This is a genomic window from Aminobacterium sp. (assembly GCF_034926885.1).
Taxonomy (GTDB): domain Bacteria; phylum Synergistota; class Synergistia; order Synergistales; family Aminobacteriaceae; genus Aminobacterium.
Genome location: NZ_JAYFQR010000036.1, coordinates 1 through 26,487, shown reverse-complemented (window position 1 = coordinate 26,487; position 26,487 = coordinate 1). Strand labels below are relative to the sequence as shown.

Annotated in this window: 26 protein-coding genes and 1 rRNA gene; 19 read left to right on the top strand and 8 right to left on the bottom strand. The window is 42.1% G+C overall.

From position 1 onward, the window contains the following. Positions 1-52: 52 nt before the first annotated feature. Genes VB083_RS11610 through VB083_RS11600 form a run of 3 tightly spaced genes read left to right on the top strand, consistent with a single transcriptional unit; the run spans position 53 to position 3,084 of the window. Complete coding sequence (locus VB083_RS11610) at positions 53-520, top strand: hypothetical protein (RefSeq protein ID WP_323402076.1); 468 nt, start codon at positions 53-55, stop codon at positions 518-520. 38 nt (positions 521-558) lie between these two features. Next, positions 559-2,037 carry an AMP-binding protein gene (locus tag VB083_RS11605; protein WP_213691817.1) on the top strand — a complete coding sequence of 493 codons (1,479 nt, stop codon included), beginning with the start codon at positions 559-561 and terminating at the stop codon, positions 2,035-2,037. Positions 2,038-2,040: 3 nt separating this feature from the next. Then, positions 2,041-3,084, top strand: a complete 1,044-nt coding sequence (locus tag VB083_RS11600; protein ID WP_213691816.1) for a bifunctional heptose 7-phosphate kinase/heptose 1-phosphate adenyltransferase — start codon at positions 2,041-2,043, stop codon at positions 3,082-3,084. Here the strand turns inward: VB083_RS11600 and VB083_RS11595 are convergent. Continuing rightward, a complete protein-coding gene (locus VB083_RS11595) occupies positions 3,035-3,889 on the bottom strand; it encodes an HAD family hydrolase (RefSeq protein ID WP_213691815.1) in 855 nt (284 codons plus the stop codon). The two genes, VB083_RS11600 and VB083_RS11595, sit on opposite strands and share 50 nt — an antisense overlap. Positions 3,890-3,983: 94 nt before the next feature. Here VB083_RS11595 and VB083_RS11590 point away from each other — a divergent pair, with 94 nt between their 5' ends. Then, positions 3,984-4,982, top strand: coding sequence for a hypothetical protein (locus tag VB083_RS11590; protein WP_307879549.1), 999 nt, complete (start codon positions 3,984-3,986; stop codon positions 4,980-4,982). Between the two features lie 70 nt (positions 4,983-5,052). Here VB083_RS11590 and VB083_RS11585 read toward each other — a convergent pair whose 3' ends face one another. From VB083_RS11585 to VB083_RS11560, 6 genes are all read right to left on the bottom strand, one after another. Beyond that, the gene (locus VB083_RS11585) at positions 5,053-6,570 is read right to left on the bottom strand and encodes a glycine betaine uptake BCCT transporter (RefSeq protein ID WP_307879548.1); all 1,518 of its coding nucleotides are present in this window, start codon (positions 6,568-6,570) and stop codon (positions 5,053-5,055) included. 74 nt (positions 6,571-6,644) lie between these two features. Further along, positions 6,645-7,970, bottom strand: a complete 1,326-nt coding sequence (locus VB083_RS11580; protein ID WP_307879547.1) for a glycine/betaine/sarcosine/D-proline family reductase selenoprotein B — start codon at positions 7,968-7,970, stop codon at positions 6,645-6,647. Positions 7,971-7,986: 16 nt separating this feature from the next. Further along, positions 7,987-9,297: a glycine/sarcosine/betaine reductase component B subunit gene (locus VB083_RS11575; RefSeq protein WP_213701366.1), complete on the bottom strand. Its 1,311-nt coding sequence runs from the start codon at positions 9,295-9,297 to the stop codon at positions 7,987-7,989. A gap of 90 nt (positions 9,298-9,387) precedes the next feature. Further along, entirely contained in the window at positions 9,388-9,864 is a 477-nt protein-coding gene (grdA, locus tag VB083_RS11570) for a glycine/sarcosine/betaine reductase complex selenoprotein A (protein WP_213691810.1), read from the bottom strand. Between the two features lie 153 nt (positions 9,865-10,017). Further along, complete coding sequence (locus tag VB083_RS11565; RefSeq protein ID WP_213691809.1) at positions 10,018-10,683, bottom strand: response regulator; 666 nt, start codon at positions 10,681-10,683, stop codon at positions 10,018-10,020. After that, positions 10,680-11,828: an ATP-binding protein gene (locus tag VB083_RS11560; protein ID WP_323402075.1), complete on the bottom strand. Its 1,149-nt coding sequence runs from the start codon at positions 11,826-11,828 to the stop codon at positions 10,680-10,682. The genes VB083_RS11565 and VB083_RS11560 overlap by 4 nt, the downstream gene beginning before the upstream one ends. Positions 11,829-11,974: 146 nt before the next feature. On the opposite strand from VB083_RS11560, the gene VB083_RS11555 reads away from it, so the two are divergent. Next, on the top strand, positions 11,975-13,351 hold the full coding sequence (locus VB083_RS11555; RefSeq protein ID WP_323402074.1) for a PLP-dependent aminotransferase family protein: 1,377 nt from the start codon (positions 11,975-11,977) through the stop codon (positions 13,349-13,351). Here the strand turns inward: VB083_RS11555 and VB083_RS11550 are convergent. Further along, positions 13,342-13,563 carry a hypothetical protein gene (locus VB083_RS11550; protein WP_213691806.1) on the bottom strand — a complete coding sequence of 74 codons (222 nt, stop codon included), beginning with the start codon at positions 13,561-13,563 and terminating at the stop codon, positions 13,342-13,344. The genes VB083_RS11555 and VB083_RS11550 overlap by 10 nt on opposite strands. A 192-nt stretch (positions 13,564-13,755) precedes the next feature. On the opposite strand from VB083_RS11550, the gene VB083_RS11545 reads away from it, so the two are divergent. The 14 genes from VB083_RS11545 to VB083_RS11480 form a co-directional block, all read left to right on the top strand. Further along, complete coding sequence (locus tag VB083_RS11545) at positions 13,756-14,412, top strand: GntR family transcriptional regulator (RefSeq protein ID WP_213691805.1); 657 nt, start codon at positions 13,756-13,758, stop codon at positions 14,410-14,412. A gap of 157 nt (positions 14,413-14,569) precedes the next feature. Next, positions 14,570-15,703 (top strand): DegT/DnrJ/EryC1/StrS family aminotransferase, encoded by a 1,134-nt coding sequence (locus VB083_RS11540; RefSeq protein WP_323402073.1) that lies wholly within the window; start codon positions 14,570-14,572, stop codon positions 15,701-15,703. A gap of 105 nt (positions 15,704-15,808) precedes the next feature. Beyond that, positions 15,809-16,504, top strand: a complete 696-nt coding sequence (locus VB083_RS11535) for a zinc metallopeptidase (RefSeq protein ID WP_213691803.1) — start codon at positions 15,809-15,811, stop codon at positions 16,502-16,504. Between the two features lie 88 nt (positions 16,505-16,592). Beyond that, positions 16,593-17,288: a DUF6391 domain-containing protein gene (locus VB083_RS11530; RefSeq protein WP_213691802.1), complete on the top strand. Its 696-nt coding sequence runs from the start codon at positions 16,593-16,595 to the stop codon at positions 17,286-17,288. Then, positions 17,285-18,613, top strand: coding sequence for an RsmB/NOP family class I SAM-dependent RNA methyltransferase (locus VB083_RS11525; protein ID WP_323402072.1), 1,329 nt, complete (start codon positions 17,285-17,287; stop codon positions 18,611-18,613). The genes VB083_RS11530 and VB083_RS11525 overlap by 4 nt, the downstream gene beginning before the upstream one ends. 2 nt (positions 18,614-18,615) lie before the next feature. Continuing rightward, positions 18,616-19,800: a PASTA domain-containing protein gene (locus VB083_RS11520; RefSeq protein WP_213691800.1), complete on the top strand. Its 1,185-nt coding sequence runs from the start codon at positions 18,616-18,618 to the stop codon at positions 19,798-19,800. Then, entirely contained in the window at positions 19,779-20,510 is a 732-nt protein-coding gene (gene rpe / locus VB083_RS11515; protein WP_213691799.1) for a ribulose-phosphate 3-epimerase, read from the top strand. Before VB083_RS11520 ends, rpe begins: the two co-directional genes overlap by 22 nt. Next, entirely contained in the window at positions 20,479-21,402 is a 924-nt protein-coding gene (locus VB083_RS11510; RefSeq protein ID WP_213691798.1) for a RodZ domain-containing protein, read from the top strand. The genes rpe and VB083_RS11510 overlap by 32 nt, the downstream gene beginning before the upstream one ends. Further along, positions 21,399-22,691 (top strand): 30S ribosomal protein S12 methylthiotransferase RimO, encoded by a 1,293-nt coding sequence (rimO, locus tag VB083_RS11505; protein ID WP_213691797.1) that lies wholly within the window; start codon positions 21,399-21,401, stop codon positions 22,689-22,691. The genes VB083_RS11510 and rimO overlap by 4 nt, the downstream gene beginning before the upstream one ends. Then, a complete protein-coding gene (locus VB083_RS11500; protein WP_213691796.1) occupies positions 22,688-23,155 on the top strand; it encodes a phosphatidylglycerophosphatase A in 468 nt (155 codons plus the stop codon). The genes rimO and VB083_RS11500 overlap by 4 nt, the downstream gene beginning before the upstream one ends. Positions 23,156-23,161: 6 nt before the next feature. Then, positions 23,162-24,385, top strand: coding sequence for a CinA family nicotinamide mononucleotide deamidase-related protein (locus VB083_RS11495; protein ID WP_213691795.1), 1,224 nt, complete (start codon positions 23,162-23,164; stop codon positions 24,383-24,385). Further along, a complete protein-coding gene (gene thpR / locus VB083_RS11490; RefSeq protein WP_213691794.1) occupies positions 24,382-24,948 on the top strand; it encodes an RNA 2',3'-cyclic phosphodiesterase in 567 nt (188 codons plus the stop codon). Before VB083_RS11495 ends, thpR begins: the two co-directional genes overlap by 4 nt. A gap of 57 nt (positions 24,949-25,005) precedes the next feature. Beyond that, on the top strand, positions 25,006-26,121 hold the full coding sequence (gene recA, locus VB083_RS11485) for a recombinase RecA (protein WP_213691793.1): 1,116 nt from the start codon (positions 25,006-25,008) through the stop codon (positions 26,119-26,121). A 289-nt stretch (positions 26,122-26,410) separates the two neighbouring features. After that, positions 26,411-26,487: ribosomal RNA gene (locus VB083_RS11480) — 16S ribosomal RNA — on the top strand; the annotation flags it as partial.

The following is a 26,487-nucleotide window of genomic DNA, read 5'->3' as shown; positions in this document are numbered from 1 at the left end:
GCCGCAACTTCCATTCCGCCACTACTATTGGACAGGGTGAGCCCATTTATCTTTGAATTGGCGGGAGCCAATCGTACGGACTGGGATTCCCGCCATTCACTTTATCACGTTATCAGGAAGCAAACTATGGCCCCTTACAGGAGCGGCTCCTCTTTTTGGCAGTCGCTTTGCTCTTTCTCAAGATCGTTCTTATGAAGGTCTCTCACTTTTCGATTTTGAAAGCAAGTATAATTTTAATATGTCCCAGAGAGAGTCTTTAAAATATCATATTAATGCCTTTACTCGAGGAATTTTCTTTGATAGAGGAGGAAAAGCAAGGGGATATTCTGTTCCTTATCTATCTATATCATCCCAAGATTCCTTGGAGAAGGGGTTATGGAGTTGTATTGATGCAGAATCATTAAAAGAGACGTCTCAAACAGGGTGGGAAATAGGGTATGGGGCTGTCTCCCACGTTGTACTTGAGCTTTGGAGTTGCATAGAAGCTGTTGTTCACTGGCTTACATTAAGAAAACGTTAAACACACATACAACCGGGTATAGGGGGAGGCTTTATTAAATGGGGAAAAATTTGAGTGATGTTGTTGGTAATCTTTGCCTCGAAGCTCCGGACAGAGATTATATATGGTGGAAAGACGAATGGTGGAGTAGAAAACGTTTTTATGATATTACGTCATCTGTTGAAAAAATTCTCACAGAATCAGGTTTTAGTTCTGGCCAGAGAATTGTAACATTGCTTCCTAATTGTCCCCTTCTCTTGGCTCTTTCCGTCGCATGCTGGCATCTGGGGGGAGCAATTGTTCCCCTGAATATGTTAGCAGGGCCGCAATCTCTTAAACGGAGCATAAAGCATGCAGAACCCTTCGTTATTGTTGTACCAGATTCTATTCCTTTGGATATGGAAACTTTGCAAAAGACGCAAATTCCAGTGATTCCTGCAAATATAGATGGACAAATGCCTTCTTTTAAGGGAGTGTGTCAGACTCCCTCCAATGATGATGTAGCTGTCTTATTTTATACTTCAGGTACAACAGGTTTACCCAAAGCGGTTCCTTTGAGTCACGAGAATATTTACAGCAATGTGGAAGCGGCAGCTCTTCATTTTTCTGCTTTTGAAGCTGACGAATGCGTACTGCTCAATGCTTTACCTAATTTCCACACTCTAGGATATTCAACAAGCGGACTTTTGCCTCTTTTAAAAGGTGCACGTCAAGCGATTGTTCCATCTTTTATGCCTCCAGATAGAACATTAAAGGCTATTTCTGCTGCGAAAGTTAATTTCATAGTTGCTGTACCGGCTATGATTGCTTTATTAGTAGCTGCAGCAGTACGAACGAATGGTAACGTGCCTAAACATGTTTCTACGATAGTGAGTGGTGGGGACCGTTTCCCAGTGGCTCTTGATGCTCGCGTTAAAGAATATTTCGGGGTTAATGTTATGGAGGGCTACGGATTAACGGAATGTTCTCCTGTGGTTGCTGTAAATCCCGATGTTACGAGGCGAAAAATAGGTACGGTAGGAACACTATTGCCAGGTTTTGAATATGAATTGCGGGATGAAAATAACAATGTTATCTCAGAAGGAAAAGAGGGCATTCTCTGGTTGAAGGGGAATTCAGTAGTTAGAGAATATTTCAGAGATCCTGAAAATACGTCTCAGAAATTTCACGAGGGTTGGTTTAATACAGGAGATTTAGTCCGTATTGATGATGAAGGGTATATAACTATTATTGATAGAGTAAGCGATATTATCATCGTAGGAGGATTCAATGTTTACCCTCAGGAAGTTGAAGAAATTCTGAATAACTATCCCGGCATAAAGGAGTCGGCTGTAGTAGGTATTCCTCACTCTATAAGCGGTCAGATTGTTAAGGCGTTTATTATACGAGACGATCCTGCTGTTACGACAAAAGAGTTGATGGCATATTGCAGAAAACAGCTTGCCCATTACAAGGTTCCTCGTCTTTATGAGTTTGTAGAAGATTTTCCTCGTAACAGTTTAGGAAAAGTTTTGAGGAGAAAACTGAGAGAAGGATAATAAATGGAGTCATTTGATTTTTTATCAGAACTTTTGCGGAATGTACATGTAGTTGTTATTGGCGATGCTATGCTTGATCATTATATTTGGGGAGGGGCTTCTCGTCTCTCCCCAGAAGCTCCTGTTCCTGTCGTTGTAGTGGGAAATGACGAGTACAGAGCAGGAGGAGCTGCGAATGTAGCTTCGAATATAGTTGCACTTGGAGGGAAGGCAACACTAGTTTGTCCTGTCGGAGCTGACCATGCGGGAAGTATCCTTTTAGATGTTGTGAAGGAAAAGGGTGTTAACGTAGAGTGCTCTTTGAAAAGAACAGAAGTTCCGACAATAGTAAAGACGCGAGTATTAGCTCTTAATCAGCAAGTTGTTCGGATTGATCGGGAACGTAAGGTTTCGTTGACACGAAAAGAAGAAGAAGGCATTTTGACCTCCCTTGATAACATATCCCCGTTACCTACAGTACTTGTTCTTTCAGACTATGCAAAAGGGGCAATAACGTCCACCTTGGCGAGAAAACTTATATCGTGGGGGCAATCCCGCCATATACCGGTTATAGTTGATCCCAAACCTCCTCATATCCATCGTTTTATGGGAGCGTCACTCATGACTCCCAATCTTTCTGAGGCAGGCCGACTCGTAGGTCGGGACCTTTTACATCAGGAAGATGTAGAGCAGGGAGCTCAGGAACTGAGACAGGCTTTATCTCTTGAAGGTATCCTTATTACTCAGGGAAGTGACGGAATGACCTATGCTGGTGTGGATAAAACCTTTCATTTACCTGCTCTTTCAATGGAAGTCTACGATGTATCTGGCGCTGGTGATACTGTAGCAGCTGCGCTTTCCCTTACTATTGGCGGACAATTCCCCATAGAAGAAGCATGCCTTTTTGCGAATATGGCAGCCGGTATGGCTGTTCAAAAACGCGGAACATCCATTGTCAGTCTTCAAGAAGTTCTGACAGGATGTTACTCTGAAGATATGGCAGCTATGGCTTCTCGTCTCAAAACTGTTTTGACGAATCAAAGAGAGAAGCAAGTGCTTGAGATGTAGTTTCAAATCTCAAATCATGATCAGAAAGAGTATTACCAATAGCTATAAACGCTCCCTTTCCAAAAGCTTGAAAACTTCTTCTGTCACTTTCTGCATCACCAAAATAAAGAGGATACGAAGCTTTAAAAAGGGAGCAGAGCTTTTCTAACCCTTTGGGGGAAGGTTTTGTGATGCCAGATTCTGGCGTTATAATGCGGTCTTTGGGAAAATCCTCCCATCCTAATAATGAAAGGGCCAACTTCATTTCGCCTTCCGGCCTGCCTGTATAAATAGCAGATGGCAGGGGTAATTCTTTCCAATGATAGTTGAGCATTGGTGTTTCTCTCTTCCAGTACCCTTGAGATGAAGTTACAAAGAGGCATTTTTCTCCCGTAATTGTCTGCATCTCTTCTTTCCCATAATAGAATTCTTCACAGATCCTGCGAACCATGAGACGAGAAACTCTTTCTCCGAAACTTTTTTCAACCCATTCCTTAACGTTACTTCCTTTGCATGTTTTCAAAAGTTGTTTCCACTCTAAAAGAGTAGGGGCGGAATCGGCAAGATTCTCTCTTTCTTTTGTCAGCGTTATACATAAAAAAACCCATGCAATGTCGTAATCGTCATTAAAAGAAGGGTGTTGTTTTGCTGCGTAAAAGTGATCCATTGTGAAACCGTTACTGTCAATGGAATGATTAAGAATATTTTTCCAGACCCAATGTACGCTATCTTGAGCGACAAATGGGTATGAAAGGGATGTATCGATGAGAACTCCATCTACATCGAAAATAAGAAGATCTGCTTTTTGCCCAATTGAAAAGTTCATATCCTAATCTCCTTTAATAAACAATCGTTTTCTTGCATAATAATACATGAGGAAAGGCATTTTGGAAAAAGAGAGAAGAAGGAGTTGATAGGGTATGAGTGACGAAATGGTCCTGTTACTTTTTGATCATCTTCATCCTTGTTGGAATGAAGAGAGCGTTTTTTTAGCAGGAGAAGACCCTGAAAGCCTTGGTCGCCTCCATGTAGAGGGGCTTTTGGATAAAAATACTGATCGTTATTTTTTATCTGCAAAAGGAATTGATGTTTTTAAAACTCTTTCCTCTCAATGGTTTTGCGAAACTGTGCCGGTAGAGGAATCTTTAGATGAAGCCGCACAAAAGTATTTTTTATGGCGTACAACATTTCAGAGCTTGCTTGATCGTAGTTTTGTTGCGCGGTGGGGGGCGAAAGATTATCATTTGGGCCTTCACCTTGAATATTCCCCAGCTCTTTCAGGTAAGGATTTTTTCGTGAACGAATCATCACATATTGTCTGGACATACGATTCTCACCCTCTTGTTAAAAAGATGAAGGAAGACTTTTCTCTCTCTGGTGTCAAGGCGAGAGAAAAGACTCCTCGCACACTAGAAGAAATTAAAGAATGGCATAAACTTAATAATGTGCCGAGCAGTTTTTTCTATGTCGATCTTCTTCTATTGGGGCGTTACGATTTTGCTTATTATATGCACTATCCTAAACATCCGAATGACGTGTTAGGCCTTGTCAATGCAGATAAATTTTTTTGCTTCCAGGCACCGAAACCTTTTGAACATGTCGATTCTTATATTGAAACAATAGGAAAGGTTCACCTTTTTCTTCTTAATCAACGTCGCATGTACATCCCCGGATATGTAGATCTGGATTCTGCTGACCAGGATTCTCTGAATTGGATTATTTGGATAGTTGATACTGAAGAGGAAGCCTTATCCTTGCATAAAATTCTTGATCCTATGGAAGAAAGCCTTATCGGTCCGGCTCGTCCACTTGACGTATGGATTTTAAGCCTTGAAGCATTGAGGAATGTACATGAAAAATATGAAATGGTTTATGACCTTTTTCCTCACGTTGCACATTCAGTTATACGAAGTATCTAGAAAGAGAAGAGTATATAAAGAAACGGGCCCTTTGAAAGGACCCGTTTCTTTTTCGGGGGGGAATCAAACTTTAAATCTGCACTATTTTTTCTTCTTCTTCATCCTTCTTTAATGCCTTAACAAGAGAGTAACAGGCAAGAACCATGATGATGGCAAAAGGAGCGGCTGCAGCTATAGACGCTATTTGTAGCGCTTTCAAACCTCCAGTCATAAGAAGAACAAAGGCAAGAGCTGCCTGAAGAACTCCCCAAATTCCCATTTTCGATTTGGGAGGATTGAGGTTTCCTCGGGTAGAGTACATTGAAAGTACAAATGTTGCTGAGTTTGCAGATGTAATAAAGAAAGTAGAAATGAGGACGACCATAATAATCGACATAACCATTCCAAGAGGGTAATGGCTGTACATTTCAAAAACTCCAGTGGAAATATCCGCACTGACCTTTGATGCAATTTGAGCTATTCCACTTAATTCCAAGTGAAGTCCGGACGTGCCAAAAATGGCAAACCATGTAAAACTTCCGAGAGCTGGCACTATGAGAACACCTGTTACAAATTCACGGATCGTTCTTCCTTTTGATATGCGAGCTATGAAGGAGCCTACAAAAGGAGCCCAGGCTATCCACCATGCCCAGTAGAAGAGTGTCCAACCACCCATCCACTCTTTATAGCCGCCACCATATGGTGCCATAACAAAGCTTTCTGGAATAACATTAGCGAGATATTCGCCTATACCAGTTAAGAGAGATTCTATAATGGCAATAGTTGGTCCGAGCAAGAAGAGGCTTACCGCAAGCAAACAGGCAATGAAAAGATTGAGATTAGATATAAGCTTAATACCCTTTTCCAGTCCAGATATGGCGGAACCCGTGTATAAAATTCCTAAAACGAGAATAATGATAAACTGAACCATAATCGTTTGGGGAATGCCGAAGAGATATTTTAAACCACTATTAATTTGGAGTACGCCAAGACCTAACGATGTGGCAATACCTGCTACTGTAGCGAAAATTGCGAGAATATCTATGGCTTTACCAATAGGGCCCCGAACACCCTCTTCTCCCAAAACGGGAAGGAAGAGACTGCTGATGAGTCCTGGTGCATTCTTTCTAAATTGGAAATAGGCCAGAGGAAGAGCGATAACGCTATAGTTGGCCCATGGGTGAAGACCCCAGTGGAAAAAAGAAATCCTCATGGCATCAGTTGCTGCTTTTACTGAGCCTGGTTCTGCTCCGAAAGGAGGATTGAGAAAGTGAAAGACAGGTTCACCTACACCATAAAATACAAGGCCAATACCCATTCCTGCGGAAAAAAGCATAGCGAACCACGAAATTGTACTGAATTCAGGTTTAGAATCATCTGGTCCTAATTTTAATTTTCCAAAACGGCTGCAAGCAAGGCAGATGGGGAAAACTACGAAAATGCTCATAGCCAACATGTATCCCCATCCAAAATCTTGAATGAGGAAGTTGAAAAGTCCTTTAGCTGCAGAATCAAAAGTTGACGGAGAAAAAAGTCCCCAGGCAACAATGATTAAAGTAAATATCATAGAAATAATGTAGACAGAATTGTTTTTTGATTCGTTATTCATTTCACGACACCTCTCTGCCATTTTATATACAATGAGGGGGGCGAGTTTATTGCCCTCCTCATTGTTATTAGAAGCTAGATTTTAACTGGAAATACAGTCTGATCAGAAATATCAGTTTCGAGAGCGCCCAGTGCCACTCCTACTCGATGATATCGTAGCTTCCACTCATCTTCAGGAAGAAGAGCTGGATTGCCGAGAGGATAAGGAACCGAAACTGTAGGAACGATACGGTTGACTCCAACAGTTTTAGCAATATTTACGAGGTTACACATAACTACGACTGGAAGACCTGCTCTTTCAATTTCTTTTGCCATCGTTGACCCGCAACGAGTACAGGTTCCTCAGGTGGATGTCAGAATAACAGCACTTACGCCTCTTTCTTTGAGCTTTTCTGCTATTTCTTTACCCATACGTGCAGCTTCACCCTGTGTTGTTCCTGTCCCTACAGTTGTATAGAAGTAATCATCGACTTCACCTATACGACCTTCTTTTTGATATGCGCGAATAGCATCAAGGGGAACAACTACGTTAGGATTTTTATCTGCCTGCTCAGGGTCATACCCGGCATGTATGGTTTTATATTCTGGGGCAGGTAGTCTATCAAGCTTGGAAACATCATATTCGCCCCATTTTGTTGCAGAGCAAGACTGAATATGATCAGGGTTCTCTCGAGGAACGATACCGCCAGAAGTAACGAGAGCAATTTTAACCTTTCGAAGATCTGCTACGGCAGGAGCAATGTCTACTCGATCCTGCTTTGGAATAGGAAGTTCTGTTATAAACTCTTGCCCTGTAAGTTTTTTGACGAGCATGTCGACAGCTCTATCCGCTGCCATCTTAGGCTCAAGGCCTAAATCTTCAAGGAAGACTTCGTGACGTATTCCACGGGGGAAATAGCCCTCTATAGAAGCAGGAAGAATCTTTTCACCCTTTGCAATTTTATCTGCAAAAGAGGCAAGCTTTTCTATATCCTGTTTCATGTAGGTCGCTCTTCGTCCACCTTCAAAGATATAAAGATGTCCTTTAAACATTTCTACTCCAGGGTTCTCAACATTCATGGAACTGAATACGGGCACGTTGAATTTTTCCTGTACAGCTTTGCATATTGTTCCGCAGGCTGTTCCATAACGACCAGCAAGGAATGCTGGACCAGCTATAAACATGTCAAATTCAAGGCCTTCAAGCATGCTGAGAATTCTGGAAACAGCTTCTTCTGGGTGAGATGCCATGAAGTTATCTCCGCAGATCACTGTATGAGTTACTGAAACTTCTTTCATGCTCTGATCTAATAACAGGCTGGGACCTACTGTTCCTTCATGAATAACAGGTTCAAAATCAGCCTTGTCTTCGCCGCCTATTTGTCCAAAAAACTGATTTATATAATGGATAGTTTTTTTCATCAGGAATTCACCTCTCCTAGAAGTCTGCACAGGTTTTTACGGAGAATCCACTGATATGATCAGCGCAGAACATAGCGTTATTCTCCATGATTATGGACCCGTCTTCTCGAACGCATCCTTCCCATCCACCAGAAAGTCCGTCACGTGCAAGAGATTCAAGTTCTCCGAGAACTGTTTTCATCGGAGGAAGTTCATGAATCTGAGAAACGTTTCCTGATGATACGAGGGCTGTAGCCTTTTCATCAAGGGCAACGAGGGGCTGAGAGGCTCCATCTCGACCTGTACACTCGTTGGAGAGTCCGACTGTTTTTATCCCGACGTTTTCAAGCTCAACTATTGTCTGAATATAGTCTACGTCGGGGTTTCCATATCCTTCTTCAGCTACGATTGCCCCATCAGCACCAAGGTTTAATGCCATACGTGCTACCATATTGGCTGAACGAATTTTTTCTTCCATAACAACATTAAGGTTTGACATAATGACGCCTAGGAAGTTGATAGTTTTTCCATGTTCCTTCATAAGACGCTTAACTGTTGGATTGTTAACCCATTCATAGGTAGAGATTTTTGATGATACAGGCATGAAACTTCCAGAGACGACAGCTCCGTCTAAAATTTCATTGGGATGCATAAAGGTGGGGAGCATATGGTTTCCATCCCAACCGTAAACAAGAGTGTTGTATCCCATGGCTTCCATCTGCGTTTGAGGCTGAGCTACGTACACAACTGAAGGTAATTGCTGTACTTCGGAAGTTCTTCTGTTAACTGGTTCAAGATCCCATGTTTCAATGCTTTCAGGTGTCATATCTTTTACACAGCGGCCGACATACTCAGAGAGTCTCATACCAGCCCAGCGAAGAGCTTTGTTTTTCTTCTGCTGCTCGCGACGCTCGAACTCTTCATCTGTGTCACCAACGAGAACGAGGTTAGGCATCAAACCGTAAATGGTATTTCTCTGTGCGGGACCGCTCATATCGATAAGGCCATCCTGGAATGAGCCCCAGTGCTTTCCTACAACAAGGAGAGAACAACCAGCCAAGGCATGCGTGCGACCAAAACCTACTGGAGCAACAGGAGATGTGCAACCAGGGTAAACTCCTTCACTTCCAGAGACTTTGCAACGCATCTCAAAGGCATCTTTTACAGGTACAAGACGAACTTCATCTCCTGGACGGACGATATGAAGATCGGCTTCGGTCATGTGGCTGTCTTCCATAACGACTTGCAACGCTTCTTCTTTATTTATAGTGAGAATACCGTTGTTGTAAGCTGTTTCGTCTCCGAAAACGATATCTTTCACAAAAAACTTTCCGATCTCGAGTTTCATCGAGTCACGCTTCCTTTCACTTTTGGGAGTAGCTCTTATCGAGCCGTAAAGTTCCAGCAACAAAAGATCTGTTGCCGGAACACAACAGACCTATAAAGGATACTGGCTATGTTCTTCTCGCATGCCTTTAACAGCTTCGACGAGAGCATCGACGTCCAGTACCATTTCCATCATGCCAAGCTGTTCTTCCCATACAGCCTGATCAATTTTGTCTTTAAATAGGGGATCAAAAATGTGAAAAACTGCGAGTCCCAACGGGACTCCTGCTAATGGACCTGCAAATGTAGGATCTCCAGCGGTAACAGTTTCAGCGTAAATTTCAGCGCCTTCTGCATCGGAACTTCCAAGAACAACGACTACGTTTTCTGGACCAAATTTATCTGCGGCATCTTTAACTCGCTGTTGATTTTGCAAATCCATTGCACCTGCTGCGGTTCAAACGAAGCATTCAGTTACAGAAAAAACAACCTCACATCCTATGGATTTGAGAATTGTTTCCATAACAGGACCGGCTATACCGTCTCTTTCACCAAGAAGTACAAACTTTTTGCCTTCAAATGGAGCCATAGTTACACCTCCTTCCGCCTTCTTTGAACTTGTTTTCGTTTTCACTTGCGAAGACGAAAACAAACTATTTTTTTGTTTTCGCAGGCTAAGTATAAAAAGAAGAAGGTGTTAGACGCTATAAGTAAAAGTATGATTTCCTATTCACAAAAAACACTATAGGTCTTCGTCTAAGTCGACAAGTCCCTCTCGGAGAGCGTATCGGGTAAGTTCCGCCATGTTTGCACAACCAAGTTTATCCATAATATTTCTTCTGTGAGTGTCGACAGTGTTTTTACTAATAGATAATTCAGAAGCAATTTTTTTCGTATTTTTGCCTTCTACTAAGAGCTTCAAAACTTCTGCTTCCCGAGGAGAAAGCTTATTTTCTTGTGGGTGGAAGGCTTCATTGCGAAGACGTAAATAATCTTCAAGCAGTATAGTTGAAACTTTAGGAGTAAGGTAGACATTTTCTTCCATAACAGTCTTAATGCCTTGTACGAACTCTGAAATGCTGCACTCCTTTAAGATATAGCCTCGTGCACCTGCACTTAAAATTTCTGAAATAATTCGTTTATCTGAGTGCATAGATAGTGCAATAATCTTTATATTAGGGTACTTTTTCGATATTATACGTGTTGCTTCGATACCGTTGAGGCCTGGCATTGTCACATCCATGATGATAATATCGGGTTGGCTTTGGGGGATAAGCTCCAAAACTTCCAGGCCATTTTCAGCAATGGCAATGACGCTGAAATTTTCTTCTTTTATGAGTAAATCTTTCAGTCCATCGAGAAAAATTTTATGATCGTCGGCGAGAAGGATGCGTATTTTCTTATTCATGCGAATGCCCCCTTACGAATCTCCATATGTGTTGGTGCAACAAGAGAAATGGTTGTTCCTTTTTCAGGTTCAGAGATGATTTGAATTGAACCGTCTATAGTGTGAAGCCTCTCGCGAATACTAAAAAGGCCATAGCCAGACCATTTCCCCCAGTGTGGTTCGTTTTGTTTTTTAAACCCTTTTCCGTTATCTTCGACAACAACTCGCACTCTTTTTTGTCCCCGATAGACACGTACTGATACATGACTTGCTTCTGAGTGCTTGATTACATTTATGAGAAGTTCACGAGTCATTTGATAGAGTAAGATACTGATATTCTTATCTATTGTATGGCTTGGAATGCCGTTTTGCTTAAAATCATAAGTAATGTTTCGCGGACGTAGAAGTTGTTCGGTGAGAGATTCCAGGGCGGCCTCAAGACCTACTTCATAGAGAATAGGGGAACTTATCTCGAAAGTCATTGCTCTAGTATCCTGAATAACATCACTGAGCATTCCCATTGTATTTTCTATCTCTTTTTTAAAAGATTCACTGGGAGCTTCTTTGCTTAACTTTTCAAGGCGATGCATAATAGTTGCCAAAGAATACCCCACACGGTCATGAAGGTCTGTTGCAAATTTGCGGCGCGTAGCTTCTTCTGTTAGCGAAAGTTGTGCTGCCAGGTTTCTAAGTTCTTCCCTGTACTCTATAAGTCGTGCTTCACTTCGTTGCAAGGCATCTTCTGAGCGTTTCCATTCTGTTAGATCAAGGAAGATCACAGCTACTTGACGTTCCAGTGGGCTGAACGCCAAAGCATGAAGATACTTTCCTGTCGCTGGACTAAGTCCTTCGTAATGAGTTGATTTTCCTGTTTTTGCAACTTGTAAAACTATATCGTGCCATTCCTTTTCTGAAGCCCCCCAGACTTCGCTAAAAGACCGCCCGATAATATTTTGTCTTTTGACCCCCATTACACGTTCATATGCAGGGTTGATATCGAGAAAAACAACGCTGGTTGCCTTTCCTTTCGCGTCGTAGTTAACTTTATATAAAGCGAGCGGGTTAAAAATTCTGTAAAAAAGTTGACGGTACAATAAATCTGTATCTTTTAAAGAAACATCTTTTGACACGTCATGGGAAAAATATGAATTTTTCTCATATTTCATTTTATCTCACTCCGTATTTATGTAATTGATCATATCTCTTGATAGTATCTGTTGAATGTTCTTTTTTTGCAACGTAACAATTTCGCATTTTAATTAGCTATAATGTTTTGTTGAAATAAATACATTTTTTAAAAGGGGTAAATATAATGATCGAAATTCCTCTTGATCACGAATCTGAAACACCTTTATATCGGCAAATAGCTTTTCATCTTAAAAAAATGATAGAAAAAGGAGCCTTACCGGCAGGTTTGAAATTGCCGGGGTCTAGAAAATTAGCTAAAGATCTTGGTGTCGGAAGGGTTACAGTCACAGAGGCGTACTCGCTTTTATCTGACTATGGCTATGTTATAGAGCGTGGGAGAAGTGGAACATATGTCACCCCAAAAGTGATAGAGAAAGAGAGCATAGAAGAAGAAACCGATACATATTGGAATCTAGATACAGTTCGACCTTCTGCAGATCTTATTCCTTCTTTAGACTTATCACGTATTGCACGGGATGTTCTTGCTTTTTGGGGACATAATGCTTTATGTGAAGCACCACATGCTGGACTTAACTCTCTTAGACAAGTTTTAGTTGAACACAGCGCATCAAGGGGAATCCCTGCATCTTGGAAAGATGTTTTTGTCACTGCAGGGGGACGCCACGGTTTGGCTCTTTCTATTGAAGCCCTAAAAAATATTGGTATACGAAAAATGTGGGTGGAAAAATTGACCTACCCTGACGCTGTAATGATTGCTCATTCTGAAGGGGTATGTATTGAAGTGCTGCCGCCTCTTGAAGAAATAACTGAAACGTGGTATGAATGCCTGTCTGGATCTGATGTGTTATATTTGGTTCCCAGTTTTCAAAACCCTACGGGAAAGACCATTTCTGTTGCAGTTCGGCAGATGATTTTGCAGGCGAGTTCCCAAAATGGATTTTGGATATTGGAAGATGATGCTTACGGGGAATTACGTTATGGTGAGGCAAGTGTCTCGGCTCTCAAGGCTATGGAAAATTCAGAGAGAGTACTCTATCTTGGGTCTTTCAGTCAGGTCTTGTTTCCTGGATTGAGATTGGGATATGCTCTTATTCCAGATCGATTGATGGAAGTTTTTCTTTCTCTCCAAGCAAGTAAATGGGGGCCTGTATCCTCGCTTGATCAGTTTATAGTGCAGAAATTTATAGAAAATAAAGGGCTTGAATCAGCCCTCGAATCGGCTCGGGGTATTATGGAATCTCGAATGAAAGCTTTAGGTTCCGCTTTATCGGCGATACTACCGACATCTTTTTTTACGATACCTGACGGAGGAATTTATCTCTGGCTTCATTTGCCAGGTCTTGATGGGTGGGATGCAGCACAAAAAGCCTGCCACCACGGAGTTCTCGTAACTCCTGGAAATGTTTTTTCTTTAGATGAGAAACGAGTCGAAGCTGTCCGCTTGTCTGTTTGCGGTGTTTCGAGTGAACATATGAACTGTGTTGTTCAATGTCTCTATGATGCATGGGGTTCTTTTTTACGTCCTTCAGTCTATTTGTGAGCGTTTTTATAGAGGTCATTTTCTTCTTGAAGGGCATGTAAATACTTTTTCCACAGCCATATGGCTAAAATGCCACATACTGTACCTCCTGGCAGTCCGAGACCGATGTATAAGACGTTTCCTTTTCCAAGAAAAAAACCTCCAAGCCCGGCAAGGGCATATCCATAACAAATAATAGTTGCAAAAGAGAGTAACAATACACATTGTCTCATGGGAGACCTCCTATTGTATGCGTTATTAGGTATGCTGTATAATGAGATCAATTCAGTTATTTTTTTATTTTTAGCGTATTTTACCATTTTTACATCTTGTAGAGCCGTATGACGTATGTTAAAGTTATTTATGCAAAAGACAGACTCTTATACAATTAAAATTGTTTACTTGAATCAAGGAGGAATTTTTAAATGCGAGAAGCGAGATTATATACAACCTCTGCTGACTATGCCTATCAGGAATTACGTCACAAAATCATAACAAAGCAGTTAAAACCAGGGCAGAGACTTCCGGAGGTGAATATTGCTGTTCAGATGGGGGTCAGCCGTACTCCTGTCCGCGAGGCGCTACGAAGATTAGCGAGCGAGGGTCTGGTTATTATTATCCCTAATAGTGGAGCTCGTCTTGCTGCACCTACAGCGCGAGAGATAGAGGATACCTTTTTGGTACGAGACCAGTTGGAGACTTTAGCAATCAAGCTTGCTGCTGAGAGGATTGGAGACAGACATCTTCGCCGCCTGGAAGAGGCGATGATAGAAGAGGGTCGAGCCATAGAAGAAAAAGACCTTGAAAAGTATCTTGAGGTCAATGAAGCCTTCCATAAAGCTATTGCCGACGCAAGCGGTAATAAAGTTTTATCCGAATATGTAGAAAATATTTTGGCTCGCACAAATGCTTATGTAGTATTTTATGATCCATTTTATCAGCTTGAGACGATGCCCAGCATTGATGCTCATAGAGAAATTTTAGTGGCGCTTCGTCATCACGATTCTGAAAAATGTGTAAAACTTTTAAGAGCCCATCTTCAAGATGCTATTGAAGGTTTACGAAGAGCAAGAGAAGAGTAAAACTTTACTTCAATATTTTTAAGATGAGAAAGGCTGGAGCAATCCAGCCTCTTTTTTTTGCCAAAAATACATGGGATCATGTGAAGATATATAGCAGAGAAGGGGCTTTTTTGTCATAATGCCTTTTATAAGTTTGTATTTGAGGAGGAAATATAATATGGAAATGAAAATACCAACACTTGATCTTACTAGAAATTATGCTCGTATTAAAGATGAGGTGCGAGAAGCCATAAATGAAGTTTTGGAGAGCCAATACTTTATTCTTGGCCCTGCTGTGAAGAATTTTGAAGATGAAGTCTCCAGTTATCTTGAGGGGGCAACTGCTATTGGTTGTGCGTCGGGAAGTGATGCCCTCTATCTTGCTCTTATGGCTTTAGATATAAAAGAAGGGGATGAAGTAATAACGACCCCTTATTCCTTTTTTGCTACAGTAAGCTGTATAACTCGACTTGGAGCTGTCCCTGTTTTTGTAGATATAGATCCGCGAACCTATAATCTTGACCTCAATCAGGTTCGCGAGAAAATTACGTCTAAGACAAAAGCCCTTATCCCGGTTCATCTTTTTGGACAAATGGTTCCTCTTGAAGAGATAGAGGAAGAATTGAAAGGAAAGGGAATTGCTGTAATAGAGGATGCTGCTCAAGCTTTTGGAGCTTGGAGAAAGGCCAATGGGGGAATAAGACGAGCTGGCGCTTGGGGGACTATAGGTTGTTATTCATTCTTCCCCACTAAAAACTTGGGAGGATATGGAGACGGTGGCATGGTTGTAAGTTCGGATGGAGAACTGGCTGAACGTCTGAAAAAACTCAGAGTACACGGGGCAGGAACAACATATATACACGAAGAGGTGGGACTTAACAGCCGTCTTGATGCTATACAAGCAGCTGTTTTAAGAGTTAAACTGCATCATTTGGATGAATGGAACGAGGAACGACGTCTTGTTGCAGATCGGTATAAGACGCTTTTTGCTGAATATGACCTTCTCGATAAAGTAGATGCTCCAGAAGAATTAGAAGGAAATTATCATATTTATCATCAGTATGTTCCGAGAGTTTCTGATCGTGATGGCGTTTCTTCTTATCTCGCAACGAAGGGAATAACGACGCGTGTATACTATCCGCTTTGCCTTCATCTTCAAAAGTGTTTCGGCTCGTTGAATTATAAAGAAGGGGATTTCCCTATTGCAGAAAAGTTAAGCCATGAATGTCTTGCGTTACCTATTTTCCCAGAGCTGACGGAAGAGGAGCAAAGATATATTGTTTCTTCAATAGCCGATTATTACTCTAAGTAATTTGACCAATATTGCTCTTTATCCTCCAACCGTGTAAAATACGGATGTATAAAAATAATATTTCTATAAAATAAACTAAAATGCCATAGTGTTGGAGGTGATGGCGTGTTTCCGTTGTTTTTCGATCCTACTTTTGTTTTGCTGATTCCAGCAGTAATTCTGGCCTTTTGGGCTCAGATGAAGGTTAAAACAGCCTATTCGGAATATAGCCGTGTTCTTTCACGAAAGGGAGTAACGGGAGCTCAGGCGGCTCGAGCACTCCTTGATCAGTTTGGAATGTACAATGTGCCCATTCAAAGGGTAGCGGGACAACTTACGGATCATTACGATCCTCGAGATAAAACATTACACTTATCGGAAGGAGTCTATAACAGCACGAGTATTGCTGCTATAGGTGTTGCCGCTCACGAAGTTGGACATGCAGTGCAGCATCAGAAAAATTATGCTCCTTTGAAGTTTCGTAATGCTGTAGTCCCAGTAGTTGGAATTGGTTCGTCACTGGCTTTCCCACTTTTCTTCTTGGGGTTGCTTTTTAGAGGACCGCTTCTTATGGACGTGGGTATTCTCCTCTTTGTGGGAGTAATAATATTCCATCTCGTTACTCTTCCGGTGGAATTCGACGCAAGTTCGAGAGCCCTGAAGCTTCTCGGTGATACGGGAATTCTTGGTTCCGACGAAGTTGGTGGAGCAAAGGCTGTTTTAAACGCCGCAGCCTTAACATATGTCGCCGCAGCCGTCATGGCTTTTGCACAATTAGCTCGTCTCTTACTTCTTCGTGGAATGTTTGGTAATCGCGATTAGTGGCTTTCGTCCCTGCAAAAGGTGCGATATGATGGTGGGGTGGCGATAATGCTGCCTCACTTTTTATTTTAATAAGAGGATGGTTTTTATGCCTTTTTTACTTTTACTACTCATGTTTTTTATTGCTCCGTGGGCAGGGTTGGTTGCATTACTCTTTTTTGTTGTTTTTTTCCTCATCCTTTTACCGTTAGGCTTTGCCGCGAGTTCTTTTATGTGGCTTATTGTTGGTCCTACACAGCTTTTTCGAGTGTTATTTAATAAAAAAGTGCGGAAAAATCACGCTTTAGAGCACGGGGCAATACATGTTCTTGAAGAGTCTTTGGGACGGTGCAATATTGAAGGAATGTCATATGAAGATGGCTTTTCTTTGAAAGGGTTGGTAGAACCCTCAGTAGCTCTCTATGCTGCCCAGGAGGCTCTTGAGCGAATGAAACGTGGGGAGTCGTCGTTGGCGATTCATCCTCGGTGTGGCACGACAGTTGTTGTTGTCAATACACTCTCTTCTCTGTTGTTCATCCTATTGCTTTTATCTACAGGATCTTTGAGTGTGCTAAATGTTGTAATAGCTTTGTTCATTGCTCATATATTGGGGCCAATGACAAGCTCACTTGCTCAACGATATATTACTACAGATTCTAACGTTCGAAGTCTTGAAATATCGGGTATAGAGGTACGATCTGCTCATAAGAGCTTGGGCGGGATGTATGTATATGGCCCGACGCAGCTTTTTATTCGAACGCGACAAAAATCCCAAGTGCTTGAACCGGAGGTTCTTTTTTCATGAGAGGAATAGAAGCAGCTTTACATGTATTAACAGACGTTTCAAAAGGGCGATTTGCTAGCGAATCTCTTCGTCGCGTGTCAAATCATATGACGGAAGGCGATAGAATATTAGCTTCAACCCTTATCTATGCAGTTCTTCGACGTCAAACACTTTGGAGAAAAATCAGTGAAACTTTTTTACGCCATCCTTTCGATTCTCTTTCTTGGCCGACACGTCACGCTCTGGTTGTCGGTACAGCGGGGATTTTAGAATTGAAACATTTTTCTCCTCAGGTGCTTGTAAGTGCCTTGGTTGACGAAGTAAAAAGAAAAGGCCAACAGAACGAGTCTCGTATAGTTAATGCTGTTCTTCATAGAGTGGAAGAGCGTGGACATATAGTCATGGAAGAAATTCACAGGAGCACTTCTTTTCAAGATAAAGCTCTCTTTGGGGGAATCCCTCTTTGGGTTGCTTACCAATGGAAAGATGCTTTCGGTCAGGGTGAAGCCTCTAAACTGATTAATCTGTTTCGTGTACGCCCTTATGCCTCTTTAAGGGTTTTGCCTCAGACAAATATCCCCGATCTTTTGGAGAACCTGAAAAAAAATCGCATATACGGTTGGCCTTCTCCGTTGGTCGACTATTCTGTAAGAACGGCTTCCTTTGCCTTTCCTCCGGAGATCCCAGGTTTTAACGAGGGAACAGTTACAGTGCAGAGTGAATCGTCTATGCTCGTTGCTGAAATGGTACGCCGTTTGTGGAAAGAAGGTTCCATTCTCGATATGTGTGCTGGCAGAGGAATCAAAACTGGACAAATAGCAACATTATTACCCTCTACTTTAATAGAAGCATGGGAACTTTCAAAGGGAAGAAGCATCGCCTCAAAAAAAGAAATGCAGCGTCTTTCTTGTGCACGAAACGTTACGATACATCAAGGTGATTCTCTTAAGATGACCCCTCGTTCTACACCTAATTTAGTCTTTTTGGACGCCCCATGCTCAGGAAGTGGAACGTGGAGCAGGCATCCTGAATCAAAATGGATTTTTACTAAAGAAAAACTAGAAGAGCTTGTATTACTTCAGGAAAAACTTTTGAAAAAAGCAGTTGAAATTGTTGCACAAGGAGGAATTATCCTCTACTCTACATGTAGCTTGTTGCGGCAGGAAAACGAGCAGGTTATAGCAGAAATATTGGCAGAAGATAAGAGCCTAGTGGAAATGTCTCTTCCTATTTCAGGACGATATTTACGTAAGGGACGGCCGTGGGGAACATATATATGGCCACAGCTGCCGTGGCTTGACGGATTTTACATGGCTGCAATCCTGAAAAGAACTCAGGAGGGTTAAAAATGAGTAAAATGTATAAATGGGTCATGGTCCTGATTCTTCTTATTATTGTAGTTTCTGGTGGAATGGCCGTATTGACTATCTGGAAGGGTGGCAAGGGCATAGCTGTACCACCATTAAAAGAAATGTCTCTTGTTGAGGCTGTTGATGAGGCAAATCGCATTGGTTTTAAAGTAAAGGTAGAACAGATAGAATCTAATCTTCCTGGCGGAACCGTTTTAGCTCAATGGCCAGATCCAGGAGCCAGAATGAAAAAAGATACCACTGTTGTGCTGAAAGTAAGCAAAGGCGGGAACAGATTGGCTCTTCCCGACGTGCGAGGTCTTGAGTATTCTCAGGCTCTTAAAAAGTTAGAAGAAGCTGGATTCCAGGTTGGAGATATTATACGTGTCAATGATGATTCAAGAGCGGCAGGAACTGTTATAGCTCAAAGTCCGGCTGCTCCTGTCATGGTAGAGAGCACGAGGAAAATTGATTTACTCGTAAGCCAGGGACAAATTTCTCAGAATGGCTTGATAGCTGTTCCTGATGTTTTGCAACGTCAGGAACAAATTGCCAGAAAGCTAGTGGAGGAGTCGGGGCTTTCTGTTGCCAATGTAGAATATGTCTACACTCAAAATTCTCCAGAGGGAATGGTTATATCTATTCGTCCGAAAGTAGGAACATCTTTGAAACGGGGACAAGGGGTCATTCTTCAGGTAGCTTCCATGAAAAAAACTGTGACGGAACAAAAGGCTGAAACGGAACAGCTACAGATTGCTGCTCCCGGGCTTGCTCCGTCAGTATCTGTGAAGCAATCGGAAAGTCAGGCGGAGGTCGCTTCCAAGCCCAAGTCTGTAACGCAAACAGGAACGCTCGTTCCTGTTATGCCGCCGTCTTCGAAGCCTCAATCTCAGCAGTCATCGACGGTAGCTCCTGTTTCGAAGCCTTCTCAAAAAGAGGCCATTACAAAACCTGCGCCTTTACCAGCGGGCAGCAAAATTGCAAAAATACGGTATCAAGTGCCTCCACTTACTAAACAAATGCCATTAAAGATTGAAATGGTTGATGATCGCGGCACAACAGTTCTTTTAAACCGTGATGTAAAAGGTGGAGAGTACATTTCTCTTGAAGCTCCTTATGTAGATGAAGGGGTAGTTACTATCTTTCTCGGAGGTGAATTTGTATGGCAGGATCGTTACCGCTAGAGAAAGAACGGAGGTCTTTTCTTGTAGCCCCGTCCCTTCTTTCTGCCAATGTTTTATATATGGAAAAAAGTATTGCTTCCCTTGAGGATACTTATGATTGGCTTCATCTGGATATTATGGACGGTCATTTTGTTCCTAATTTGTCTTATGGGCCTAGTTTGGCAAAGGCCCTCCGAAAAAAATATCCATCTGCTGTTATAGATACGCACTTGATGGTAGAGCCACCAGAAGATTTTATTGAGGCTTTTGCAGCGACAAAAACTGACTATCTTACTGTTCATGTAGAGGCAACACCTCATCTCCATCGTGTAATTTCGCGAATACGGGAACTTGGTTGCCGGCCAGGTGTAGCTATTAATCCCGCGACGCCGATAGAATGGGTTTCTCCTATTCTATCGATGGTAGATTTAGTTCTTGTAATGTCTGTTAATCCAGGATTTGGCGGTCAATCTTTTATTGGTGAGACGCTACAGAAAACAGTAGATCTCTTTAGGTATCGTGCAGCTCACAACCTCTCCTTCCTTATTGAAATGGACGGAGGGATCGGAAGAGAAACGATAAAGCAGGTAGTGAACTCAGGATGCGATGTAGTCGTTATGGGAAGTTCCGTCTTTGGAACTCCTGACCCTGCTGAAACGATTCGTGAGCTGAGAGAATGTGTTAGGGGGGCAGCGGTCTGTGAAAAAGGAACGACGTCAAATAACTCTTGAAGAACTAGGTAGAGCTATCAAAACGAGAAGAGAAGAATTAGAGTTAAGTCTTCAGGACGTAGCAGATCTGACGAAAATACGTGTTCAATTCTTAGAGAGCATTGAGGAAGGCCGCTTTGAGAAATTGCCGGGGTTGGTCTATGCTCGGGGTTTTTTACGGACTGTATTACGAACAATAGATGCTGATGATTTATGGGAATATTACAAGCCTCTCCTATATGATATGCACAAACAAGATGCAGAGGCGGATAAAGTTGTTGGCGCATGTTCTCCCCCAGCGAAGGGGTTTCGCCAAGCATCACGTTTTTGGGTAATAGTAGTATTGATTTTGGCCGTAATTGGAACAGGATGGTATGTATGGTATTCATGGAGAGAAGGTGGCTTCTCTGTTGACCAGGTAGCCCAACAAAATGAGGAAAAGATGCTGGGAGAAAGAAATAATGTGGTTGCCTCTTCCGATGTGGTTTCCCAAGATACCTCTCCTCTTTCTGATGGGGCATCTATTGATGTTACTGAAAAGAGCGGTGACGCAGCATCTCTTGTGACAACGTCACAAGGAGAAGGTCAATCTTCTAGTGAAAATGCGGAGAAACCTGAAAAAGAAGATATTGAATCTCAAGCTGTTTCAAAATTGCCTGTTCTTGATATAACAAGTAAAGGTGAGTGCTGGGTGCGTGTGCGCTCCCAAAGTGGAATCCTCTACCAAGGAATTTTGAAAAAAGGGAAAAACTATACACTTGAAGTAAAAGAGAGAGTAACGGTTACATATGGGCGTGCAAGCGATGTTCTTGTTTCATGGAAAGGTGAAGATCTCGGTCGCCCTGGTGATGGCTCTCGTGTCGTTCATATATTTTATTCTTCTGATGGAAAGACAGGCAGGGTGAGCGAGTGAACATTTATTTTATAAGTCTTGGATGTGCAAAAAACTCAGTCGATAGCGAAAACCTTATCGGGATGATGGAATCTGCTGGTTTTAAGGTTGTTGATACTATAGATGACGCGGAAGTAGCAATTGTTAACACATGTGGCTTTATTCAACCGGCAGTGGAAGAGAATATAGGCGTTATTCTGGATCTGGAAAAATTAAAAGAAGAAGGGCAGCTTCTTCGGATTGGTGTAGTTGGTTGTTTGGTCAATCGTTACGGAGAAGATTTGAAGAAAGAATTTCCTTCTGTCGATATCTGGGCTCAGGCCGAAGATTGGGAAACAGTTATTCGTCAACTAGGAGGTGCACCTTCCTCTTCTTGGCAACGAGGAATATTGCCAGAAACCAAGATTTGGACTCGATATTTGAAAGTAGGAGAAGGGTGCGATACTTTCTGTTCGTATTGTACTATCCCCTCTATTCGAGGAAGAGCACGGAGTAATCCTATAGAAAAACTTACGCACGAAGCATGCCAGCTTGCAGAAAAAGGTGCCAAAGAAATTTGTCTCGTAGGCCAGGATCTTACCATTTACGGACGAGATCTTTATGGCAAATCGTCTCTTGTTCCTTTGCTTGATGCTTTGACAGAGGCATTGCCAAAAGATATATGGTTACGTCTTTTATATCTTCATCCAGCACGAATAGACGAAAGATTCGTGGATTACATTGCATCGAAGAAACAAGTTTTACCTTATCTTGATATACCCATACAGCATGTTGACGGGGAAATCTTGAAGGCCATGAATAGAACCGAGAACGAAGAAAGCCTTCGTAATTTATTTGGTTATATCAGAAAAGAGTATCCTTCTTTTGCTTTGCGGACAACATTCATCGTTGGTTTTCCCGGAGAAACAGAGAAGCATTTTCAAGAGGTTCTTGATTTTATGGAAGACATGGAAATTGACAGAGTTGGTGCCTTTACATATTGCGCCGAAGAGGGAACTGTTGCTGCTAAATTGCCTGACCAAATCCCTCAACACATTAAAGAAGAGCGTTATGCACGACTTATGGAATTGCAGAGCGAGATTTCATTGAAAAGACAGAACTTTTTTGTTGGAAAAGAATTAACAGTCTTGATAGAAAATATCGATATGGAAGACAATATGGCATGGGGACGTTCATACAGAGATGCTCCGGAAGTTGATGGCCTTGTAGGCGTTATCAACGGTTCACATTTAGCGAAAGGCTCCTTTGTTAATGTTAAAATCACAGATGCGCAGGAATACGACCTTCTGGGTTTGGAGATAAAAGAATGAAACAAAAACTTTCAATAGCGGGAAATATTGCGACTTTAGGGGGTCTTGGCTTCTTCTCTTCCATGCCTGGTACAGTGGGGTCAGGAGCGGCCTTCCTTTTTTATGTTTTTTTGCCGGTGCCCTTGCTGGGCATTATAGCTGTGATGTTGCTTGGTATTTGGGCAGCTGATGTATATGCGAAAGAAACACAACAAAATGACCCGAAAGAAGTGGTCATTGATGAGGTTATCGGAACATGGATTTCTATGTTTTGCCTCCCCAGGGGGTTTTGGCTCCCTGCCCTTTTCCTTTTTAGAATTGTGGATATTATAAAACCCATACCAGTTTCTACCGCTGAAAAATTTCCCGGTGGGCTTGGAATTATGGCCGATGACGTTGTTGGCGGAATAATAACAAATCTAATCCTATGGGGAATACATTGGCTCTATTATGGAGGAGGTTTTCAGCTTCTTCTTGGGAGATGATTCGTTGTGAAACGGGCAGTACTTTTAGCTATTGGTGATGAGTTACTCAGTGGAATTCGAAGAGATATAAATTGTTCGTGGTTAGCTTCTAAATTTGCAGATGCAGGGTGGCAAATCAAAGAGATAGAATTTGTTTCCGATGAAAAGGAAGATATTGTCGGTGCTTTGGGTCGCTGGGCAGGTTCTGTGGATATGCTTGTTCTCTCGGGAGGATTAGGCCCTACTCATGATGATAAAACACGGCAGGCTATTGCAGATTTTCTCGGCGTATCTTTGGTTTGCGACCATAAGGCCTATAACAAAATAGTGGAGAGATATAATCCTTCAGAACGAGAAGCAGTTGAAAGGTCGAGAGATACTCAAGGAACCGTTCCCCAAGGAACGACGTCGGTTCATAATTCCAAGGGATCGGCACTAGGTATTTTTTTCCCTTACAAGCAGACGAATATTTTTTCCTTTCCGGGAGTTCCAGATGAATTTCAGCGCATGGCTGAAGATCAGATTCTTCCCTTATTGGCTCAAGATTACGGGGCGCGGCTTTCAATTTTTGTTACGGGATGGGCAGAGAGCCTTTTAAAAGATCATTTATCCTCTGTCTTATTAAGAAATGATTTGCATATTTCAATTCTTCCTTCAATCAACCTTATTGAGTTGGCACTCAGTGGCAGTGAAAAAATTGTTAACGAAGTAGGAACTCATGTTCTTTCTTTACTGCCCCATGACTGTCTTCCTGCCGGTTGCCGTTCAATTCCAGAGGCTATCTATCATGAAGCTTCACTCAAAGGTATTACTCTTTCTGCGGCAGAATCTTGTACAGGAGGAATGGTTGGTGCTGCATTGACGGATATCCCAGGTATTTCTCGTTGTTTTTGTGGAAGTGCCGTTTGTTATAGTAATGATGCCAAACACAATATTCTTGCTGTGCCAGTCCATATTCTTGAACAATTTGGAGCAGTGAGCTCTGAATGTGCAGCAGCCATGGCCGAGGGGGCTTTAAAAGCTTATAAGACAGATATAGCTGTTTCTGTTACAGGCATAGCAGGGCCTGATGGAGGGTCGTCGGAGAAGCCGGTTGGGACAGTTTGGTTTGGAGTTGCTACTTCTCAGAAAACTCGTACCTTTGTAAAATGCTTTTCAGGGGATCGTGATAGAGTCAGAAAAAGGTCAGCGGCTGTAGCTCTTGAGCATATGTGGAGATCTTTAAAAGAGGAGGGATGCTCAGGCATATGAGGACCTTCGTTTGCGTAGATATACCAGAGCAATATCGTAAAATATTGGCTTCCAAGCTTGTCTTTTTGAAAAAAAATTTCCCGGACATAAAATGGGTTCATCCAAAAACTCTTCATCTCACTTTAAAGTTTTGTGGTGAACAGCCTGAAGATGTGGTGAACTCATTTTCTTCCCTCATAACACAAGAACTTCAGAACTCTTCTCTTGGCTCTTTCACAGTTTCTTTGAATAGTGTCGGAGGGTTTCCTTCTTTATCAAGACCACGAACTCTTTGGATTGGCGTAGATAAAGGAAAGAAGGATCTTTGCTTTTTAGAGGAACTTTTAGAAAGGGCAGGAGAAAAAACGGGTTTCGAAAAAGAAAAAAAGACATTTCATCCCCACCTGACTCTTGCTCGAATAAGGACAAATTCGTCTATTACCCCAGAGCTCATAGAGACATTAAAAAAATATACGTTTCATGATATTGTTTGGAAAGTAGAATCTATCACTCTAATGAAAAGTGATTTACGTCCTGAAGGTGCAAACTATACCCCACTGGAAACATATTTATTAAAGTGTTAAGGTATAGATAACGTTTAAGAGACCTTGGGGACTGAAAAATCGGGAGGTTTTTACTTTATGGCGAAAAAGAAAAATCCACAAACACGGGAAGATATTCTTGAACAGGCAATAGATGACATTCGTGGAAAGTTTGGTGAAGGTTCCATTATGCGTCTGGGGGATCCCCTCAAGATTCAGGTGGAAGTCATCTCAACTGGAATACTTCCTCTTGATGTTGCCTTGGGAATAGGGGGTCTTCCAAAAGGGCGGATTGTTGAAGTTTTTGGGCCTGAAGGATCGGGAAAAACAACTGTCGCTCTTCATGCAATAGCGGAAGCACAGAAGGCGGGAGGAATAGCAGCTTTTATAGATGCTGAACACGCTCTTGATCCAAGATTGGCCGCCTCTCTCGGCGTAGATGTGCAATCTCTATATGTGGCACAGCCAGATAGCGGAGAACAAGCTCTTTACGTACTTGACACGTTGGTGCGCAGTGGGGCTGTCGATTTAGTTGTTGTTGACTCTGTAGCAGCTTTAACGCCACAAGCTGAAATAGATGGGAAAATAGGAGATAGTCAGCTTGGTTTACAAGCCCGCCTTATGTCTTATGCATTGCGACGTTTGACATCGGCTATTTCAAAAAGTAACTGTGTTGTTGTTTTCATAAACCAATTGCGGGCAAAGATCAGCACAGGGTACAGCAGTGGCCCCCAGGAAACGACTACAGGTGGCCGGGCTCTAAAGTTTTATAGTTCGGTTCGTATAGAGGTTAAACGTGGAAAGACTATAAGCAAAGGTGACGAGGCTATAGGGCATGAGTTGTGGATGAAAGTAGTAAAGAACAAGCAGGCTCCTCCCTTCAGAACTGCCCATGCCAGTCTTATTTATGGGAAGGGCGTTCCTGTGGGAATGTCATTGCTTGATATGGCTATTGACCTTGAAATTGTTAAGCGAAAGGGTTCATGGCTTGCTTATAAAGGAGAGACAATAGGCCAGGGAAAAGATAATGTAGCCCAATACCTTGAAGAACATACAGACCTCATGGAAGAGATTAAGAATGAAATTATGTCAAAAGTAGCTGAAGGATTAGGCTTTGTCATCGGAGAAGACAAAGAAGGTGATGACGAGGATTCTCTTGAAAAAGAGGACGAATTGGCTATTGAAGAAGGAATTCTTGAACTGGACGATGAATAAAATAATTTATACAGAAATATTTTAGTCGAACTCAATATTCTTATCTTTTAAGATAAAAAAGCATTTTATGTAACATATGTCTTGATAAATTCTAACAGAAAATAAATATATGTAAGCTTTTGCAGTCAAATGGATTGCTATGCTACTTAAAAGTAATCCATAAGTAGGTGTTGACAGTCTCGCGTTTCTCAAGTATTATCTTCGGGCACTGCGACGGAGAGCGGCGCAGCGCAGGACCTTGTAAAGTGAATAGGTGAGACGAAGAGGAAGCCAGTCAATTTAAAAGAAATTCATGGAGAGTTTGATCCTGGCTCAGGACGAACGCTGGCGGCGTGCTTAACACATGCAAGTTGAACGGAGGCATAT

Bases quoted from the DNA above. Each gene is read 5' to 3' on its own strand.
- rpe (WP_213691799.1), top strand. From the start codon at position 19,779: ATGGCAGGATCGTTACCGCTAGAGAAAGAACGGAGGTCTTTTCTTGTA.
- thpR (WP_213691794.1), top strand. From the start codon at position 24,382: ATGAGGACCTTCGTTTGCGTAGATATACCAGAGCAATATCGTAAAATA.
- VB083_RS11555 (WP_323402074.1), top strand. From the start codon at position 11,975: ATGATCGAAATTCCTCTTGATCACGAATCTGAAACACCTTTATATCGG.
- VB083_RS11520 (WP_213691800.1), top strand. From the start codon at position 18,616: ATGAGTAAAATGTATAAATGGGTCATGGTCCTGATTCTTCTTATTATT.
- VB083_RS11550 (WP_213691806.1), bottom strand. From the start codon at position 13,563: ATGAGACAATGTGTATTGTTACTCTCTTTTGCAACTATTATTTGTTAT.
- VB083_RS11590 (WP_307879549.1), top strand. From the start codon at position 3,984: ATGAGTGACGAAATGGTCCTGTTACTTTTTGATCATCTTCATCCTTGT.
- VB083_RS11565 (WP_213691809.1), bottom strand. From the start codon at position 10,683: ATGAATAAGAAAATACGCATCCTTCTCGCCGACGATCATAAAATTTTT.
- VB083_RS11525 (WP_323402072.1), top strand. From the start codon at position 17,285: ATGAGAGGAATAGAAGCAGCTTTACATGTATTAACAGACGTTTCAAAA.
- VB083_RS11545 (WP_213691805.1), top strand. From the start codon at position 13,756: ATGCGAGAAGCGAGATTATATACAACCTCTGCTGACTATGCCTATCAG.
- VB083_RS11540 (WP_323402073.1), top strand. From the start codon at position 14,570: ATGGAAATGAAAATACCAACACTTGATCTTACTAGAAATTATGCTCGT.
- VB083_RS11500 (WP_213691796.1), top strand. From the start codon at position 22,688: ATGAAACAAAAACTTTCAATAGCGGGAAATATTGCGACTTTAGGGGGT.
- VB083_RS11530 (WP_213691802.1), top strand. From the start codon at position 16,593: ATGCCTTTTTTACTTTTACTACTCATGTTTTTTATTGCTCCGTGGGCA.
- VB083_RS11575 (WP_213701366.1), bottom strand. From the start codon at position 9,297: ATGAAACTCGAGATCGGAAAGTTTTTTGTGAAAGATATCGTTTTCGGA.
- recA (WP_213691793.1), top strand. From the start codon at position 25,006: ATGGCGAAAAAGAAAAATCCACAAACACGGGAAGATATTCTTGAACAG.
- VB083_RS11605 (WP_213691817.1), top strand. From the start codon at position 559: ATGGGGAAAAATTTGAGTGATGTTGTTGGTAATCTTTGCCTCGAAGCT.
- VB083_RS11600 (WP_213691816.1), top strand. From the start codon at position 2,041: ATGGAGTCATTTGATTTTTTATCAGAACTTTTGCGGAATGTACATGTA.
- VB083_RS11560 (WP_323402075.1), bottom strand. From the start codon at position 11,828: ATGAAATATGAGAAAAATTCATATTTTTCCCATGACGTGTCAAAAGAT.
- VB083_RS11595 (WP_213691815.1), bottom strand. From the start codon at position 3,889: ATGAACTTTTCAATTGGGCAAAAAGCAGATCTTCTTATTTTCGATGTA.
- VB083_RS11585 (WP_307879548.1), bottom strand. From the start codon at position 6,570: ATGAATAACGAATCAAAAAACAATTCTGTCTACATTATTTCTATGATA.